The organism is Pseudomonas farsensis (genome assembly GCF_014268805.2).
Taxonomy (GTDB): domain Bacteria; phylum Pseudomonadota; class Gammaproteobacteria; order Pseudomonadales; family Pseudomonadaceae; genus Aquipseudomonas; species Aquipseudomonas farsensis.
Genome location: NZ_JABWRF020000001.1, coordinates 1035074 through 1054523, shown reverse-complemented (window position 1 = coordinate 1054523; position 19450 = coordinate 1035074). Strand labels below are relative to the sequence as shown.

Annotated in this window: 5 protein-coding genes; 1 reads left to right on the top strand and 4 read right to left on the bottom strand. The window is 65.6% G+C overall.

Going from position 1 to position 19450, the window contains the following annotated elements; translation table 11 throughout:
* The first annotated feature begins 1 nt into the window (after window position 1).
* Window positions 2-760 (top strand): thiol:disulfide interchange protein DsbG, encoded by a 759-nt coding sequence (gene dsbG, locus HU719_RS04645; RefSeq protein WP_186536496.1) that lies wholly within the window; start codon window positions 2-4, stop codon window positions 758-760.
* A 34-nt stretch (window positions 761-794) separates the two neighbouring features.
* On the opposite strand, the gene imm45 is transcribed toward dsbG, so the two are convergent.
* The 4 genes from imm45 to HU719_RS04625 all read right to left on the bottom strand — a co-directional run bounded on the left by imm45 (window position 795) and on the right by HU719_RS04625 (window position 19267).
* A complete protein-coding gene (gene imm45, locus HU719_RS04640) occupies window positions 795-1118 on the bottom strand; it encodes an Imm45 family immunity protein (protein ID WP_186536495.1) in 324 nt (107 codons plus the stop codon).
* A gap of 28 nt (window positions 1119-1146) precedes the next feature.
* Window positions 1147-1470: a hypothetical protein gene (locus HU719_RS04635; RefSeq protein WP_186536493.1), complete on the bottom strand. Its 324-nt coding sequence runs from the start codon at window positions 1468-1470 to the stop codon at window positions 1147-1149.
* Window positions 1467-6053, bottom strand: a complete 4587-nt coding sequence (locus HU719_RS04630) for an RHS repeat-associated core domain-containing protein (protein ID WP_186521767.1) — start codon at window positions 6051-6053, stop codon at window positions 1467-1469. Before HU719_RS04630 ends, HU719_RS04635 begins: the two co-directional genes overlap by 4 nt.
* Before the next feature lie 266 nt (window positions 6054-6319).
* Complete coding sequence (locus tag HU719_RS04625; RefSeq protein WP_186536491.1) at window positions 6320-19267, bottom strand: non-ribosomal peptide synthetase; 12948 nt, start codon at window positions 19265-19267, stop codon at window positions 6320-6322.
* Between the last annotated feature and the right edge of the window lie 183 nt (window positions 19268-19450).

Sequence of the window (19450 nt, the reverse complement as noted above, 5' to 3'; positions counted from 1 at the left end):
CATGCGCTTCAAAGCCCTGCTGCCCCTCACCGTTGCCCTGCTCGCCGCGCCCCTGCTGCACGCCGAAGAACTGCCCAAGCCAATCCAGCAACTGCAAGCCAAGGGCGCGGTGATCAAAGGCAGTTTCGATGCCCCCGACGGCCTGCGCGGCTATGCCGCCGAGTACCAGAACAACGGCATCGCGCTGTACCTGACCGCCGACGGCAAGCACGTGCTGGTGGGCAGCCTGTTCGACGCGAACGGCCAGGACCTGAGCGCCGAGCCTTTGCAAAAGCTGGTCTACGCGCCGATGAGCAAGGCCATCTGGGCAAAAATGCACAACAGCGCCTGGATCGCCGACGGCAAGCCTGATGCCGCACGCATCGTCTATGTATTCAGCGACCCGAACTGCCCGTACTGCAACATGTTCTGGCAACAGGCGCGGCCTTGGGTCGAGTCGGGCAAGGTGCAGTTGCGCCATATCATGGTCGGCATCATCCGCCCCTACAGCCCTGGCAAATCAGCCGCCTTGCTGGCTGCCAAAGACCCGGCGGCTGCGTTGCAGGCCCACGAAAAGGCCGGCAAGGGCAGCACGCTCAAGGCGCTCACCGCGGTGCCGCAAGCTGTGCAGGAAAAGCTTGAGCGCAATGCGGCGCTGATGGAAGAACTGGGCCTGGCAGCGACGCCTGCGATCTTCTACCAGGACGAGCAAGGCAACGTGCAAAGCCAGCAAGGGGCCCCGCGCCCGGAAATGCTCGGGGAGATTCTCGGCAAGCGCTAGCAGCCGTGAGGCCTGGCCGATGGCCAGGCCGCTATCAAGGCAGGTCGGGAACCGCGTATCGGCGAAGCAGCCACACATCGGCGACATCGCACTCCGGGTAAACCCATTTGCTCCAGTTGTTCACCAACCAGTCGTGTCGTACCCCCCGCGAACGCGTTGATTCGCACTCTTCGGGCAAACGCACCAGCACAAGCCCTGCCTTGTGGCCGGTGGTGACCACAAGTCCGAATTCAGAGAAGTCATCGGGCATGCTGACCAGCATCAGGTCCACGCAAGCCTCATGTGGCCACTGACCGGCAAATCTGAAAACACAACCAGACGCCAAGTCGTCCGTGGGCCCTTGAACAAACTTTTCCATGCTCAGCGCCATTAACTGGCCCGCCCTCTCAAAGCGTGTAGGGGTAAACGGAATACTCCGTTACCAGTTGCCGAACTTCATCGTCATATTCGCTGCCGTTATCTTGCTCAGAAGCGTCAATTTTGCGCTTTACCAATTCGGTGTAGGCTGGCGGTAGTGCCGCAAACACCTTGGCCCAATCCTCCCCATAGCCGTGCATCGCCACGAGCTTATCCAGCGAGCTGTTGATCAACGGGCTTGCCGCATACGTCAGTGACTGTGCATCGGCGCAGTCGAACTTCAAATACAGAATCGCCTTGATCAAGGCATTCGCCTCTTCCCTCGACAACATCGGCACATCCTCGGCATTCATAAATCACACCCTCTTGAAGCCACCTGCACATCGGTCAGGCGCAGGCGCGTTTCGTAGTCCAGTCCGGACAGGGTCGAGTAGGGGTTCTTGCCCGCAAACAAGACATCCTTCAACCTCAGGTTCCCGGCATGTATATATTCCAGCCTGCTCGACAGGCTGATATTGGTTTTCTGTACCGAATCGACCTTGAAGATAACCGCGTAGTCGCCACGCCCCTTGTGAATGGGGTTGTTGATGAGAATATCCCGATAGACATCATCCGGCGTCATCAGCAGATCGGTGACATAGACTTTACCGCTGGCGTTGGCCTTGAGCACCCCGCTGTTCATGACACCCTCAAACCCCGCCTTGTTGGTGTAATGGATGAAGATATCTTCGGCGGTAAGCCCAAGCGGGTCGACCCAGGCAAGCGCGTTAGGCCCATAGAGGTATGGGTTGCTGCCACCCGCCAAGCCAATCGGATCCTGCTGGGTAAAGCGCCCGATATCGGGGTCATAAAAGCGGAACGTGTTGTAATGCAGCCCCGTCTCGCGGTCCAGATACTGGCCCTGGAACCTCAGGTTCTGCTGGCGGTTCTGCCCCGGTGCGTGCCATTCCTCACGGCTGTTACCCCAGGCCTGGTAGTCACTGTGCCAGACGCTCTGCCCTTGCTCATCGGTCAGCTGTTCAGGCAGCCCAGCCAGGTTGGTGTGGAAGTAATACAGCGCCTCGTGCCCGGGTGCGCCGTCGATACGGGCCAACGGCTCGTGGCTGACGGCGTCGCGATAAAGGTAGAGGCTCGGCTTGCCGTCCTGCACCTCTTGCAGCAACCGCAGCCCTTGCCAGCAGAACGTGGTCTGGCTCAGCGGCTGCCCATGGCCTTCGCGGTACAGCCGCTTGTGGGTGCGACGGCCCAGGGGGTCGTAGCTGAACTCGACCCGTTCGCTGATCTGCCCACGCTGCTGATGGACGCAGATCAGCCGGTGTTCGGCGTCGTATTCGAAGCGCTGAACCAAGCGGCTGGCGCTGCGTTTTTCACTCAGGCGGCCGAAGGCGTCATACCGGTAACGCTTGTCCTGATACACGGTGACCCGGTTATGTCTGGCCGCACCACCCTGGCCAAAGCCATCAAGCAGGTTCCCGGCCTTGTCATAGCTGTAGTGCTCGGTGAGGGTGCTGCCAGGCAACTGGCGGATCAAACCATGGATGCGCTCGGTGGGCCCGTGGTCGTAGCGCACCGTGGCTTGCAGGCTGCCATCCCCCCGCGCGGTGGCCTGCAAGCGGCCAATTACCTCGCAGGGTTCGACACTGCCGCCCACGCCAGGCCGCTGGGTCTGGGTCAGGACTTCGCCGATCAGGTTATCGGCATCGTCGTAGCGGTAGTCCTTCTGCAATAGCGGCAGCGTTGCAAGCGTGGCGTCGTCAGGGTGCAGGGCCTTTTGCAGCAGACGCCCGCAACTGTCGTAGCGGGTGCGGGTATGCAGGCGCCCCTGGGTACGCAGCACCTCGGCGTGCAGCTCGTCGCGCTCGAAGTCGCAGATCAGCCGCCCATCGAGGTTGATCTGGTGCAGATGGCCGCTGCCGTAATGCAGGTAATTGATGCGCCGCTGATCCGGCAAGGTCAGGGTTTGCAGGTTGCCCAGTTCGTCGTGCTGGTAATGTAGCTCGCCATCGGCGCAGGTTTCGCCGACCATCTGACCGAGCAGGTCGTAGCTGAATGCCAGACGCTGCGGCTCGCCCTGCACGCCGGTGAACGTGACCGACAGCAGGTTGTCTGCCTGGTCGTAAACATAGGCGGTAGTGCCATCAGCGGTCTGCTTGCGCAGCACGCGACCGGCGCGGTCGTAGTGGTAATGGCGGCTCTGCACCGCAGCGTGCGGCTCAGGCGCGCTGCCAGCAAGCGGCGGTTCCACCGTGCTGGCTGGATGCAGGTCACGCTGGATCAGGTTGCCGACAGCATCGTAGTGGTAGCGCTGCCCGCCGCCATCCAGGTTGCGCTGGGCGCTCAGACGGTCGCGGGCATCCCATTGAAAGCGGTATTGCTCACCGTTTTCGTTCTGCAGTTGCAGCAAACGGCCGTAGGCGTCCCAGGCAAAGCCGAGGTTCAAGCCCATGGCATCGACTCGCCGGGCCAGGCGCCCGCGAGCGTCGTATTGCCACTGGGTGACGTGTTGCGCAGGGTCGGTATGGCGCAGCAGCCGCCCGCCAGCATCGACCAGGTAGCTGTCGACCCGCCCGTCCGGGCGCACGCATTCAAGCAGGTGCCCACGCGCATCGAAGCGATATCGGGTGCGCGCCCCCTTGGCATCGTAGACATCGCTCAAGTGGCCGCGCTCGTCATACACGTAGCGCGTGCTGCGCTCGGAGCAATCCTGATAGCCGCACAACTGGCCCCGGTCATTCCACTGCAGGCGGCGGACCTTGCCCTGCGGGTCTGTGCTGTGTTGCAGGCGACCGCGCTCGTCGTAGGCCAGTTGCGTGCTGCGCCCCAGCGGGTCGGTATCGCGCACCAGGTTGCCGCTGCGGTCGTAATTGAAGCGCCGGGTGCGCCCGGCGAAGTCGGTAACCTGCAACGGCAAGGCCCAGTGCTCGGTGTAACGGATCAGCTCGCTACGCCCCAGCGGGTCCTCAACGCTGACCAGCCGCCCCAGATCATCGTAGCCATAACGCCATTGGGCACCTTGCGGGTCGATGCTGGCCAGCAGTTGGCCGTTGACCACCTCTTCTTGCCAGCGATGCCCGAGCGGGTCGACATAGGCCAACACCTCGTGCAGCGGCCCCCACTGGTAATGCTCGCGCCGGCCCAGGCTATCGACCACCTCGGTGTGGCCGGCGGCGAGGTCATAGCTGAAGCGATAGTCTTCACCGTCATCACTCCAGTGCCGCACCACCCGCCATTCATGGTCGGGCTGCGGTTCGAGCAACGGCGGCAAACCCGGCATTGGCCGGGGCTGGGTGGCGTAGCGTTGCCATTGGTAGTGCAGTTGTGCGCCACTGCTCAGCGTCTGGCTGGCCATCAAACCATCGCTTGTGTAGGCAAACTGCCGCAACACCTCGCCAGCGGGCCCGCGCACCTCGCAGAGTTGCCCGCCAGGCGTGTGTGCGTAGCTCACCAGCACTTCATGGCGCAGCACTTCAAAGTCGCTGCCGGGGGCCAGGTACAGCCTGCGTATCTCGCTGACCCGGCGCCGCTGCGCGCCCCCATAGCAAAGCTCGACCGCCGTGCGCCCGAAGGTGTCCGCCAGATACTGCAGCCGGCCCTCGGCGTCGTACAGCACTTCTATACGGTTACGGTTGCGGTCGCCCACTTGCACCAGGCGCGAGCGGCGCGCATCGTGCGGGTCGGTCTTGAACACCTGGTACTGGCCGCTGTAGATGTCCTCGACCACCGTAATGCCGTGGTCTTGATGGAAAAAGGCCAAGCCGTCCAGGCTGCTGACGAACGCGCTGCCCAATTGCAGGCGGCCCAGTTCGATGCGAATGCCTTCTTCGTCGATATACACCCACAACTCGCCACCCTCGGGGTGGGCGACCCGCTCGATACGCACCTCGAACGGCACGCTCCAGCCCTTGCCGAACACGCCGTCATCACGCAGGTCGTTGCTGTCGTAGCGCCGCGCCCAGTCGATGGGCAGCAGGCCCGGCAGGCTGAAGTCCAGATCATTGCCACCGTCGAGCAGCTTGGCACCACTGGAAACGACCACCGGGTGGCCCTTGCAGCGGGGGATTTTCGAGGGCGGCCGGGGCGCTTTCTTGGGTTTGGGCCGGGCCTTGCCGCCGCGACGAGTCAAGAGCATGCCGGCCACCAGGCCGATGATTTTCGCCGCTGCGCTTTTGCCGTCGCGAATGTCGCGCACCGTGAGTGTTGCGCCACCAATACGCACATCAGGCGAAAACGTCATGCCGATGGGGCCATCGCAGGTGCTCTTGTCGCCTACCCGCGCAGCCGGCTGGCCGTTGATGAAGACCTTGTCCGAGCCTTGGGCGACGAACTGATCCGGCGCCGGCGGGTGCTTGCTGCACTTGACTGTATCCTGCATCGCCTCTATTGCACCGGGCGCCGCGGGGGTGGTCACCGGGGGGTTGAAGATGCTGCGGATTTCCTCGGCAAGGCCCACGAAGGGCACCAGCATGCCGGCCGCGACCATGGCGTAACTGCCGATGTTTTCCAGAATGGACGGCTCTTCTGCGGGGGCGGGTTGCGCGCCGGCCGGGCCGGGCATGCCCGCGGCGCGCGCGGCAGGCTTGCCGTTGATGCGGGTATCGGCGGAGCCGCTGCTGACCGTGCCGTAGGGCTCTGGCGGGAACATCGAGTTGCCGACCCAGTCGCTGAAGCCGCTGATATGCTCGCCAATGCTTTTGTCTTCGCCAGCCGGCAGCATGGCGGCGGCGCTGACCATGGCACCGGCGATCAAAGGGGTGAGCAGGGTTGCTGCGCCGCCGGTACCCACCACGGCGACGACTGCGCCGCCGATGGCAGCACCGACTGCCGCGACGGCCACGCCATAGACGACAGCCTCGACCAGGCCACTGACCAGTTCGGCGGCCAGCGGCGGGTGCAGAATGAGATCGCCCTCACGGGCGGCGTGCAGGCTGTCGTCCATGAAAGCTCAAGTCCTTGCGCGGTGGGGCTGTGAAGCGGCGCAGATTAGCATCGTGGGCATCAGCGGCACATGGTGGCGAAGTGCCAATAAGCGCTATCGCGGCCGGGCTCGGTCTTTGTAGGAGCGGCCTTGTGTCGCGAAAGGGCTGCGCAGCAGCCCCGGCGATTTTGCTGGCATCCGAAATACTGGGGCCGCTGCGCGCCCCTTTCGCGACACAAGGCCGCTCCTACAGGGACCGCGGCGCATTCAGTGTTGCTCTGCCCCGCCTACAGCGCCTCCAACTCCGCCATCAAATCGCTCAACCGGTCCACCTTGTCTTCATCCAGCGCGCTGTCCTGCAACCCGGTCACATACACCGCCAACTCCTCCACCGTGCTGCACTCGAACATCGCACGCAGCGGCACATTCAACGCCAGGGCCTTCTGCACCCGAGAGGCAATCTGCGTGGCCAGCAGCGAATGCCCGCCAAGCTCGAAGAAGTTGTCGCGCACACCCACGCGCTCGGCCTTGAGCACATCGGCCCAGATGCCGGACAACGTCTGCTCAAGCTCGTTGCGCGGCGCCAGGTAGGCCTGGCTGTGCTGGCCGCCGATGTCGATGGCTGGCAGGGCCTTGCGGTCCAGCTTGCCGTTGGCGTTGTGCGGCAGGCGTTCGAACCAGCCCCAGTGCAACGGCACCATGTATTCGGGCAAGTCCGCACGCAACCGTTGCTTGAGCTGATCGAGCAGCGCCGAATCGGCGTTGATGCCCTGATGCGCTACCAGGTAGCCCACCAGGTGCTTGCCATTGACACCCTCCTGCACGCCCACCGCTGCATCGAGCAGCTCGGGTTGCTCGTGCAGGCGCGCTTCGATTTCGCCAAGCTCGATGCGATAGCCGCGAATTTTTACCTGGTGATCGATCCGCCCGACGTATTCCAGCACCCCGTCAACGCGGCGCCGAGCCAGGTCGCCGGTGCGGTACAGGCGCTCGCCTGGTGCGCCGAACGGGTGCGGAATGAATGCCTGGGCCGTACGCAGCGGGTCACCGACGTAACCCCGGCCAACGCCCGTGCCGGCGACGCACAGCTCACCGACCGCGCCCAGCGGCACCAGCGCCTGGTCCTCACCCAACAGGTACAGGCGGTTGTTGTCGGTCGGGGTGCCGATCGGCAAGTAGCTGCCTTCGGTGGAGGCAGCATCGACGCGGAAGAACGCCACATCGTCCGAGCATTCAGCCGGGCCGTAGGCATTGACCAGGCCGATATCGGGGTAGCGCTGCAACCACTGTGCAGCCAGCTCAGGCGGCATCGCCTCGCCGGTCGGCAGCATCCAGCGCAGGCCGTCCAGCGCCTGATGGTCGCTTGCCAGCATGCCCTGGATCAGCGACGGCACGCTTTCCAGCACGGTAATGCCGGTGGCCTGCACATGGGCCAGCAGGCCTTGCGGGTCGTGGGCAATGGCGTTAGGCACGATCTGCACCGTGGCGCCGAACAGCGGCGCGGCAAGGAACTGCCAAACCGAAATATCGAAGCTCTGCGAGGCGGTCTGGGCGATGACGTCTCGCTCGCTCAAGGCCAGGTAGGGCTGCTTGCTCAACTGGTTGTTGAGCATGCCGCGCTGCTCGACCATCACCCCTTTGGGCAGGCCGGTGGAGCCGGACGTATAGATAACGTAGGCAAGATTATCCGCGCCGCTGTAGATGCCGGGGTTGGCGCTGGCCACATTGCTCGCCTGCACCTCTTCCCACACCAGCAGCCTCGGCCGTACCGCGCCAGCCACTTCATCCAGCAACTGGCGCGCCTGCTCGGCGCAGGCCGCTGTGCACACCAGCACCTGCGTGCGGCTGAGCTCGACGATGCGTTGCAGGCGCGCCGCTGGCAGTGCCGGGTCTAGCGGCAGGTAACCGGCGCCGGCCTTGAACGTACCGACGATCATGCCCAGCAAGGCCAGCCCGCGCTCGGCCAGCAATGCCACCGGCTGGTCGAGCCCGACGCCGGCTGCAATCAAGGCGTGGCCGAGGCGGTTGGCGGCAAGGTTCAGGCCTGCGTAATCGAACGATGCCTGCTCGCAACGGGCGACAGTGCGCTCGGGGTGCGCCGCCACCTGTGCTTCGAACAGCTCGACATAGCTGCGTTCGAGCGGATAGGCATGCTCGGTGCGGTTGCAGTCTTCGAGCAGGAAACGCTGCTCGTCCGCGCCCAGCAGCGGCAAGTCGTTGACCTGGCCGTCGAAGCCTTGCACCAGCGCCAGCAACAGGCGCTTGAATTCGCCCAGCAGGCGCTCGACCGTGGAATAGTCGAAATAACGCTGGTCGAACGACAGGTGCAGGCCAAGGTCATCGCCTGGGTAGCACACCGCCGTCAGCGGGAAGTTGGTGTGGGTGCGGCCGGAATCGGAGCTGGCGTTAAGGTGCTGGGCATGGTCGAGCACAGCGCTTTCAACCGGTGCGTTCTCAAACACGAACAGGCTGTCGAACAACGGCTGGCCCTTGGGCAGCTCGCTGCATTCCTGGATCGCCACCAGCGGCAGGTACTCGTATTCGCGCAGTTGCATGTTGCGCTCGAGCAAGCCTTGCAGCCACTGGCGCACGCTGCGTCGTTCGCCCGGCTGCGGCAGCTCGACACGCAAGGCGACACTGTTGATGAACAGCCCGACCGTGCGTTGCATCTGCGGCAGGCTCACTGGCCGCCCGGCCACCGTTACCCCGAACACCACGTCGCGCTCACCGCTGCAACGTGCCAGGGTCAAGGCCCAGGCCGCCTGGGCGAAGGTGTTGACGGTCAACTGATGGGCCTGGGCCAACTCGCGCAGGCGCGCCCCTTCAGTGGCGTCGAGGCGGGTGTAGCAATCGCCGACCAGCATGCCATCGCCAGTGTGGTCATGGCGCAGCGGGCGGTCGCTTGGGATTGCCGTGGCGCGTTCGAAACCGGCCAGGTTGTCCTGCCACCACTGGCGCGCCTCGCCCAGGTCCTGGCGTTGCAGCCAGCCAATATAGTCACGGTAGCGCGGCGGCACCGGCAACTGGGCCTGACGGCCCTCGCCGAGGGCCTGGTACAGCTCGAAGAAGTCGTTCATCAGCAGCGAACGGCACCAGGCATCGATGAGGATGTGGTGGTTGCTCATCATGAACCAGTAGCGCTCATCGGCAACACGCACCAGGCGCAGATGGAACGGCGCTTCGCGCAGCAGCTCGAAACCGGCCTCGCGTTCCTGCTTGTGCAGGCTTTGCAGGCGCAGCTCTTGCGCGGCTTCGTCCAGGCCACGCCAGTCCTGGTAGTCAACCTGGGTCTTGCCGGGTTTATGGATGATCTGCAGCATCGCTTCGCCTGCGTTCCAACTGAACGATGCGCGCAACGCCTCGTGGCGCGCCACCACCGCCTGCCACGCCTGGGCGAAGCGCTCCGGGTCCAGGGCGCTGTTGATGCGGTAGCGGTCCTGCATGTAGTAAATGCCGGTGCCGGGTTCAAGCAGGGTGTGCAGCAGCAGGCCTTCCTGCATGGGCGTCAGCGGGTAGACGTCCTCGATCTCGGCAGCCGGGATCGGCAGCGTGTCGATCTGCTCCTGAGTCAGTTGCGCCAGCGGGAAGTCCGACGGCGTGAAGCTGCCGTTGCCTTCGGCCAGGCAGTGGCCGACCAGCGCAACCAGCTCCTGGCGGTAGGCCTCGGCCAGCTCGGCAATGGTTGCCTGCTGATAACGCTCGGCGCTGAAGCTGAACCGCAGTTGCAGCGCGCCGCCGTACACCTGGCCATCGACGCTGAGCCAGTTCGGCAGCGGCGCATCCGGGTCGTGGGCCAGGCCTGCCGGTGCATCCAGTGGCTGGAACAACGCAGCGGCATCGAACTGCTGGTCGAACTGGCCAAGGTAGTTGAAGGTGATACGCGCCTGCGGCAGCGCCGCCATGCGCTCGCGCCCGGCTTCGTCGGCCAGATAACGCAGCACACCATAACCCTGGCCCTTGTGCGGCACCTGGCGCAGTTGCTCCTTGATGCACTTTATCGATGCTGCGCGGGCGGCATCGTCATCGCCCAGCTGGGGCGTCAGGCTCAGCGGGTAGGCATTGGTGAACCAGCCGACGCTGCGGGTCAGGTCCATGTCTTCGAACAACCCGTCGCGGCCATGGCCTTCCAGTTGCACCAGCACCTGCTGATCGCCGCTCCAGCGGCACAGGGTACGCGCCAGCGCCGTCAGCAGCAGGTCGTTGACCTGGGTGTGATAGGCGGCCGGGGCCTGTTGCAGCAACTGCTGGGTGTGCTGCGCGTCAAGCTCGATGGCCAGCGTGCGAGCATGCCGGTGCAGATTGCCGCCCTGCGGGTGATCGCAAGGCAGTTCGTGGCGCACGTTACCCAGCTGGGTTTCCCACCAGCCCAGCTCGTCGCGCAGCGAGTCACTGCCGGCGTAGGTGGCCAAGCGCGCAGCCCAATCGCCCATGCTGTGGGTCTTGGCTGCGAGTGTTTCGCCGCGGTACAGCGCTTGCAAGTCTTCGAGCAGCACGCGCCAGGACACGCCATCCACCACCAAGTGGTGGATGGCCAGCAGCAGGCGCTGGGCGCCCTCCCCGTCACTGACCAGTAACGCGCGCAGCAGCGGGCCTTCACTGAGGTCGAGGCTGCGCTGGACATCGGTGTACAGCGCCTGGCAGTCGGCAAAGCTGGCAACGGTTGCCGTCCACAGCAGCGGCTGAACGCCCGGCTGGGCGTACTCGCCCTGCCAACGGCCGTGCACCTGGCCAAAGCGCAGGCCCAGGCTGTCATGGTGCTGCACCAATGCGCCCAGCGCCTGTTCCAAGGCCTCGGCCTGCAGCGGCTTGCGCATCTCAAGCAGCACGGCCTGGTTCCAGTGTTGCGGCTGCGGCACATCGTTTTCGAAGAACCAGTGCTGGATCGGCGTCAGGCGGGTACTGCCATGGCGCGGCCCCTGCTCGATATCGCCCGGCGCATCGCTGTGGGTGACCACGCCTGCGAGGGTCTGGATAGTCTGGTGCTGGAACAGGTCACGCGGGGTGAACTGCAGCCCCAGCTGGCGCGCGCGGCTGACCACCTGGATGGACAGGATCGAGTCGCCGCCCAGCTCGAAGAAGTTGTCCTGCACACCAATGCGCGAAACATTCAGCACCTCGCGCCAGATCTGCGCCAGTTGCTCTTCCAGCGCGTTGGCCGGGGCATGGTAATGCTGGCGCGCCTGCGCAAGGTCCGGTGCTGGCAGCGCGCGGCGGTCGAGCTTGCCATTGCCCATCAGCGGCAGGCTGCTCAACAGCACCAGGTGCGCCGGCACCATGTAATCAGGCAGGTGCTGGCGGGCATCGGCCTTGACCGCTTCACGCAGCGCGGCCTGCGCCTGGCTGCCTTCGGCGGCCTGTTGGCACACCAGGTAACCCACCAGTTGCTTGCCGCCGGGCAGGTCCAGCGCCAGCACCACGGCCTCATCGACACTGGGGTGCTCTTGCAGGCGGCTTTCGATTTCGCCCAGCTCGATACGGAAGCCGCGAATCTTCACCTGCTGGTCGGCGCGGCCAACGTATTCCACCAGCCCGTCGGCGCGCAGGCGCACCAGGTCGCCGGTGCGGTACAACCGCCCGCCGTCGCGGCTGAACGGGTCGGCGACAAAGCGCTCGGCACTGAGCCCCGGGCGGTCGTGGTAGCCCTGGGCAAGGCCGGCCCCGCCCACATACAACTCACCGATGCCGCCCTGGGGCAACAGCGCCAGGTCCTCATCGAGAATGTAGCCGCTGCGGTTACCGATCACCCGGCCAATTGGCACGCTGCCGGCATCAGCAGGCAGCGTGTCGGGCGCCAGGCACGCCAGCGGCATGACCACGGTTTCGGTGGGGCCGTAGGCATTGAAGAACTGCTGCGGCGCAAAGGCCTGGCGGATGCGTTGCAGGTGTTCGCCAGTCAGCGCCTCGCCACCGGTGATCACCAGCCGCACAGGCAACTGCTCGCCACGGCCTGCAAGGTACTGGGCCAACTGGCTGCCGTAGCTTGGGGTAAAGCCAACAACCGTCACCTGCTGCTCGCGCACCAGTTGGCAGATGTCCTCGGCACCCCACTGGCCCTGGGCGCGCAGCACCACGCGGGCGCCGCACAGCAGCGGCACCAGCAGGCGCTCGCTGGCAGCGTCGAAGTTGATGGAATAGAAGTGCAGCTCGCAGTCGTCGCTGCGCATGCCGAACTCGGCGATCACCGCCTGGCAATGCATGGCGATCTCACCGTGGCTGACCACCACGCCTTTGGGCTTGCCGGTGGAGCCAGAGGTGTAGATCAGGTACGCCTGGTGCTGCGGCAGGTTGAGGTTGTCCAACGGCGCATCGCTGTAGCCACTCAAACTTGCGCCATCAGCTTCAAGGCGCCAGGTGGCGACACCGCTGGGCAGCTCGCCAAGGGTGTCGAGCAGCGCACCGTGGCCAATCAGCAGGCCCAGGCGGCTGTCTTCGATCATGTAGCGCAGGCGGTCCAGCGGGTATTCCGGGTCCAGCGGCACGTAGGCGCCGCCGGCCTTGAGAATCGCCAGCAGGCCGACCACCATGTCCAGCGAACGCTCAAGCGCAAGGCCTACCCGCACTTGCGGGCCGACGCCGCGCTCGCGCAGGGCGCGGGCCAGGCGGTTGGCTTGTTGGTCGAGTTCGGCGTAGCTCAGGTGGCGCCCGGCGAAGGTCAGCGCCAACGCCTCGGGGGTACGCAGGGCCTGGGCGGCGAACAGCCCATGCAGGGTGTTGTTCAGTTCGTAGTCCTGCTGGCCCTGCAACTGGCCGGCCAGCACCTGCTGTTCGGCCTCGGCCAGCATCGGCAGTTCGCACAGACGTTGCTGCGGGTTGTCCAGCAGCGCCACCAGCAACTGCTGCCAATGCTCGGCCATGCGCGCGATGCGCGGCTCGTCGAACAGGTCACGGCTGTAGGTAAAGCAGCAGCCCAGGCGGCCATCGAGGTCGGTGACTTCAAGGTACAAGTCGAACTTGGTAGCGCTGGCATCGTTGACCAGGTAGTCCACCTGCATGCCGACCAGTTCGCGACTTTGCTGGAAGGCCCAGCGCTGAACGTTGCACATCACCTGGAACAGCGGGTTGTAGGCGCTCGACCGCGGTGGTTGCAGCGCTTCGACCAGTTGGTCGAACGGCAGGTCCTGGTGCGACTGGGCATCGACCAGCGTGCCGCGCACCTGGTCGAGCAAGGCGGCGGCGCTCATCTGTCCGTCCAGCTCGCAGCGCAGCACCTGGGTGTTGAGGAAGGCGCCAATCAGGCCTTCGCTTTCCGGGCGCACGCGCCCTGCCACCGGCGCACCGATACGCAGGTCGCGCTGGCCGCTGTAGCGGTGCAGCAAGGCTGCCAGGGTCGCAGTCATGGTCATGAACAGGGTCAGGCCGCGCTGGCTGTTGAAGGCATGCACCCGTGCGACCAGCGCAGGGTCCAGGTCAAAGCGGTATAGCCCGCCACGGTGGCTTTGCACCAGCGGGCGTGGGCGGTCGGTCGGTAGCGCCAGCACCGGGTGCTCATCGCCCAGCCGCGTTTTCCAGTAGGCCAGCTGGCGTGCGCCTTCGCCGCCTTCGAGCCACTGACGCTGCCACACGCTGTAATCGAGGTACTGCACCGGCAGCGGCGCCAAGGGCGATTCGCGCTCATCGACGAAGGCTTCGTACAGCTCGCCCAGCTCGCGGGCAAAGATGTCCATGGCCCAGCCTTCGGTGACGATATGGTGCAGGGTCAGCACAAAGTAGTGCTCGCGCTCAGCGGCCTTGACCAGACAGGCGCGCAGCAGCGGCCCACGTTCCAGGTCGAACGGCTGGTGTGCCTGATCATCGGCCAGTTGCTGCAGGCTCAGCCCCCGAGCCTCGGCGCCCAGGCTGCTGAAGTCGTGCCATTGCAGCTGCAGGTTGGCGTCATCGGCCACGCATTGGTAAGGCTTGCCGCCGATGCTGGGGAAGGTGGTGCGCAGGGTTTCATGGCGCACCAGCAGGGCCTGCAAGGCACGCTCGAAGGCCTCGACATGCAGCACCCCGGTAAAGCGCGCCATGCCGCCGACGTTATAGGCGGGGCTGTCTGGTTCCATCTGCCAGAGGAACCACATGCGCTGTTGCGAATACGAAAGCGCTACCGCCTGGCGGCGGTCGACACGGGCGATCTCACCTTGCTGGTTGCGCGCACCGCTGTCGCGCAGGCGCGCCACTTCGGCGCAGAACGCACCCAGCTCGCTGGCGTCGAACAAGGCCTTGAGCGGCAGGTCGACATCCACCGCCTGGCGGGTACGCGAGACGATCTGCGTGGCCAGCAGCGAGTGGCCGCCCAAGGCAAAGAAGTCGTCGTTCAGGCCGACCTGAGCCAGGTTGAGTACCTCGCACCAGATCGCCGCCACCTGCTGCTGCAGCTCGGTTTGCGGCGCCACATGCTCGCGTTGTTGCCATACCGGCGCGGGCAGTGCATTGCGCTCGACCTTGCCGCTTGGGCCCAGCGGCATCTGCGCCAGGTGGATCAACTGCGCCGGCACCATATAAGCCGGCAGGCGCTGGCCAAGGGCGGCAAGCAAGTGGGTGCTCTGCTCGACCCCGCTGTAATAGCCGACCAACTGCGCCCCTACGGCATCGTGGTGGATCATCACCAGCGCTTGTTCGACGCCGGGCTGGGCCAACAGCACCGCCTGCACTTCTTCAGGCTCGACACGGAAGCCGCGTACCTTGACCTGCTGGTCGAGGCGCCCGAGGTAATCCAGCGATTGGCTGGGTACATGCCAGCGCGCACGGTCGCCACTGCGATACAAGCGCGCGCCATTGCCATCGGGTTGCGGCACGAAGCGCTCGGCGGTCAGCCCTGGGCGGCCCAGGTAGCCTCGGGCCAGGCCCGCGCCGCCCAGGCACAGCTCACCCGGCACACCCGGTGCAGACAGCTGAAACTCCTCATCAAGCACCCGGCACAGCACGTTGCCCAGGGGGTTGCCGATGGGTGAACGCACGCCGTCGGTGGCCTGGCAGTGCCAGTGGGTGACGTTGATGGCAGTTTCGGTCGGGCCGTAACGGTTGTGCAGCTGCACCTGCGGCAGCAGTTGCAGCACGCGGTCACGCAGCGCCGCGCTGAGCGCCTCACCGCCCGAGAACAGCCGGCGCAGGCTGCTGCAGTGGCCTGCCAACGGCTCCTGCACAAAGACCTGCAACAGCGGCGGCACGAAGTGCAGCGTGGTCACCTGGTGCTGCTGCACCAGTTGCGCGATGCGCTGTGGGTCGCGGTGCTCGCCAGGGCCGGCCAGCACCAGCTTGCAGCCGTTGAGCAACGGCCAGAAGCATTCCCACACCGAGACATCGAAGCTGATCGGCGCCTTCTGCATCAGCACATCGCTGTCATCCAGCGCGTATTGCTGCTGCATCCAGTGCAGCCGCTCGGCAACGGCTGCGTGGGTGTTGCCCACGCCTTTGGGCTGGCCGGTCGAGCCTGAGGTGTAGATCACATAGGCGAGGTTGTCGCCGTGCAAGTGCAGCCCCGGTGGCTGGCTCGGCCAGCTCTCCAGGTGCAACTGATCAAGCGCCAGGGCCGTGACGCCCGCCACCTGCGGCAGGCTGTGCAGCAGGTCGCTGTGGCTGAGCAGCAGCGCGGCCTTGCAGTCGCCGAGCATGTAGGCCAGGCGCTCGGGCGGGTAGTCGACGTCCAGCGGCACGTAGGCGCCGCCGGCCTTGAGAATGGCCAGCAGGCCGACCAACAGTTGCGGCGATCGCTCCAGGGCGATAGCAACGCAGGTGTCGGGGCCTACGCCTTTGTCACGCAGGTAGTGCGCCAGGCGGTTGGCTTGCTGGTGCAACGTTGCGTAGTCGAGTTGACCGCCTTGCCACACCAGTGCAGTGCGCTCGGGGGTCAGGCGCGCCTGCTCATTGAGCTGCTCGACCAGCAGCCGCTGGGGGGTCGGCTGCGGGGCTTGGCCCCAGGCGAGCAATTGTGCCTGGGCCTGGGCATCGAGCAGTTGCACCTCGCCCACCGCCAGTTGCGGCTGGGCGCTGACCTGTTCAAGCAAGGCCAGCAAGTGGCCGGCCAGGCGCTTGACCGTATTGGCCTCGAACAAACCGGCTGCGTAGTCGAAGGCCAGCGTAATGCGGCCTTGGTGGTCTTCTTCGCTGTGCAGTTGCAGGTCGAACTTGGCTTCACGGCTGTGCCAAGGCAGTTCCTCGGCAAGCAGCCCAGGCAGGCGGCGCAGCGCCGAAAGGTCGCGTTGCTGGTGGTTGAACATGACCTGGAACAGGCCTTGTTCACGGGCCTGCGGCAGCGCCTCGACTAGTTGCTCGAACGGCAGGTCCTGATGGGCCTGGGCCTCGAGCGTGGCTTGGCGAACCTGGCTGAGCAGTTGCGCGAACGGCAGGCGGCCATGCAACGCAGCGCGCAGCACCTGGGTGTTGATGAAGAAGCCCACCATGCCTTGGGTTTCAAGGCGCGGGCGATTGGCGTTGGGCACACCGACACGGATATCGCCCTGGCCGCTGTAGCGGTGCAGCAGCGCCTGCAGGCCTGCCAGCAACACCATGAACAAGCTGGCCTGCTGGTCGCGGGCCAGGCCCTTGAGGGCACTTGCCAGCGCAGCCGGCACCTTGACGCTGTGCCGTGCCGCAAGGTTGTGTTGCTGCGCGGCACGCGGCTGGTCGGTGCACAGGTCGAGCACCGGCAGGTCATCGCCAAGGCGCGCCATCCAGTAATCGAGCTGGCGGGCGCCCTCGCCTGCGGCCAGCCACTCGCGCTGCCAGTTGCCGTAGTCGGCGTAGCCTAGGGCCAGCTCGGGCAATTGCGCCGCCTGGCCACCTGCGACGTACAGGCGAGCAAACTCATCTAGCAAAATGTTCAGCGACCAACCGTCGGCGACGATATGGTGCAGGGTCACCCACAACTGGTGCTCTTCATCGCCAAGGCGGGCCAGGGTGACGCGCAGCAGCGGCCCCTGACGCAGGTCGAACGGCTGGCGGGCCTCGTGCTCACGGCGCGCGGCCACCTCAGCCGGCTCCAGGCCTTCGAGGTCCTGGTGCTGCAGGGTGAACGGCAGGCTCGGCAGAATGCGTTGCAGCGCCTGGCCATCGACTTCATCGAACAGCGTGCGCAGCGATTCGTGGCGCGTAATCAAGGCCTGGAAGCTGGCAGCCACGGCGGCTTCATCCAGCTCGCCGCGCAGGTGCAGGCCGGCGGGAATGTTGTAGGCAGCCGACTGCGGCTCCAGTTGCCACATCAGCCACAGACGGTTTTGCGCCAGCGACTGCGCCAGTGCCTGGTCACGGCCCTGGCTGGCAATGCTGCCGACCGCACTGGCCCCTTCGGCGATAACGGCCGCTACGGCAGTGCTGTACTCGGCCAGGGTCGGGGCCTCGAACAAGGTGCGCAGGCTGAGCGGGATGCCCAGCTCGTCAGCCAGCCGCGCAGTCACCTGGGTAGCGGCGATGGAGTTGCCGCCCAGCAACAGGAAGTGGTCGTCGGCGGCCAGCGCTTGAACCTTGAGTACTTCGCGCCACACAGCGGCGATGCGGGTTTGCAGCGCATCGCCTGCCAGCTCGCGGCTTTGGGCCGGGGCAGTGGCCGGGAAACGCGCATAGCAGTCCAGGCTTGGGTCGTGCATGCGCAGGCGGCAGGCCGAGCGCTGCAACTTGCCGCTGGATGTCTTGGGCAGCGCACCGGGGTTGAGCAGCAGCACCACCGCCGGGGCCTGGCGGCAGGCGTCGGCAATCACCCGGCGCAGGGTGTTGATCAGCGCTTCGGCGCTGTGCGCCTTCTGCACGTTGCGGCTGATTTCCACCGCAACGCCAATGCCCTCCTCGCCTTGGTCATCGACTGCGAATACTGCCACGCGGCCTTTGCGCAGCAGCTCGATTTCGCGCTCGAGGGTTTTTTCCAGGTCCTGCGGGTAGAGGTTCTGGCCGCGCACAATCAGCATGTCTTTCAGGCGCCCGGTCACGAACACCTCGCCATCGCGCATGAAACCCAGGTCGCCGGTGCGCAGCCAGGTCTGGCCGTCCATCTGCACGAAAGTGCGCGCGCTGGCTTCGGGGTTGCGCCAGTAGCCATGGGCGATGCTGGGGCCGGCAGCCCAGACTTCACCGACCTGGTTGTCGTCGAGGGCCTGTAATTGCTGCGGCTCGACAATGCGCAACGCATGCCCTGGCTGCGGGTAGCCGCAGCTCATCAACACGCTGCCGGAGCCCGGCTCGGCGCGGTTGGCGGCAAACGCCTCGGCGTCCACTTCGAGCGCACCGATGCCTTGGCCACGGCGGCTACCGCTGACGAACAAGGTGGCTTCGGCCAGGCCGTAGCTTGCAAAGAAGCTGCTGGCGGCGAAACCGCAGGGGGCGAACTTTTCGGCGAAGGTGTCCAGGCTGTCCTGGCGGATCGGCTCGGAGCCTGAATAGGCGACGCGCCAGCGGCTCAGGTCGAGCCCGGCCATGGCCGCCGCGCTGACCCGCTCGCTGCACAGGCGGTAGGCAAAGTCGGGGCCGCCACTGATGGTGCCGCCGTACTCGCTGATCGCTTGCAGCCAGCGTTGCGGGCGGGCGAGGAAGTAGCCCGGCGACATCAGCACACACGGCACACCGCTGAAAATGGGTTGCAGCAGGCCGCCGATCAGGCCCATGTCGTGGTACAGCGGCAGCCAGCTGACGATCACATCGTCAGGGTTCAGGTCGATGCCAAAGCCGTGGCGGATCAGCTGTTCGTTGGCTACCAGGTTGCCGTGGCTGACCTGCACGCCCTTGGGCAGCGCGGTGGAGCCAGAGGTGTACTGCAAAAAGGCAATGTCATCGCTTGCCAGTTGCGGCTGTTGCCAGCGCTCGGCCAACGCCGCATCGAGGCCGTCCACCACCAGCAGGCCGGGTGCGTGGTCACCGGCCAAGGCATCAAGCCCCTGCAAACTGTCATGCAGCGCCTGAACCGTCAGCAGCAGGCGCGGCTCGGCGTCGTCGATGATCGACAGCAGGCGTTCCTGGTGGTGCTGGCGCGCAGACTCTGGCGGATACGCCGGCACCGCGATCACCCCTGCGTACAGGCAGCCGAAGAACGCCGCCACATAGTCCGGGCCGCTGGGGAACAGCAGTACGGCGCGGTCGCCGAAGCTGCAACGGGCCTGCAACGCAGCGGCGATGGTGCGCGCGCGTTGGTCGAGATCCCGGTAGCTGAGCACGGCCTGATCGCTGGGCGCATCGGCCAGAAAGCGCAAGGCAATGCGCTCCGGGGTGCGAGCGGCGCGCTGCGCCAGGGCCTGGACCAGCGAGTGCGGGAGTTCGAAGGCGTCCGTCATGGAATGTTCCTGCCAGTGTCTGGGTGAGTCGTGCCCGTGCGGGCCGCGCCACTGGGGCGGGCAGCGATGGGCAGCCGGATGTACACAAGGGAACGGATGGGCAGGAGCAGAAATTAGAAGGTCAGGACGCCCTCGCCGAAGCGTGGGCAGGCGCACACGGTTGCAACCGTCATGGCATTTCGC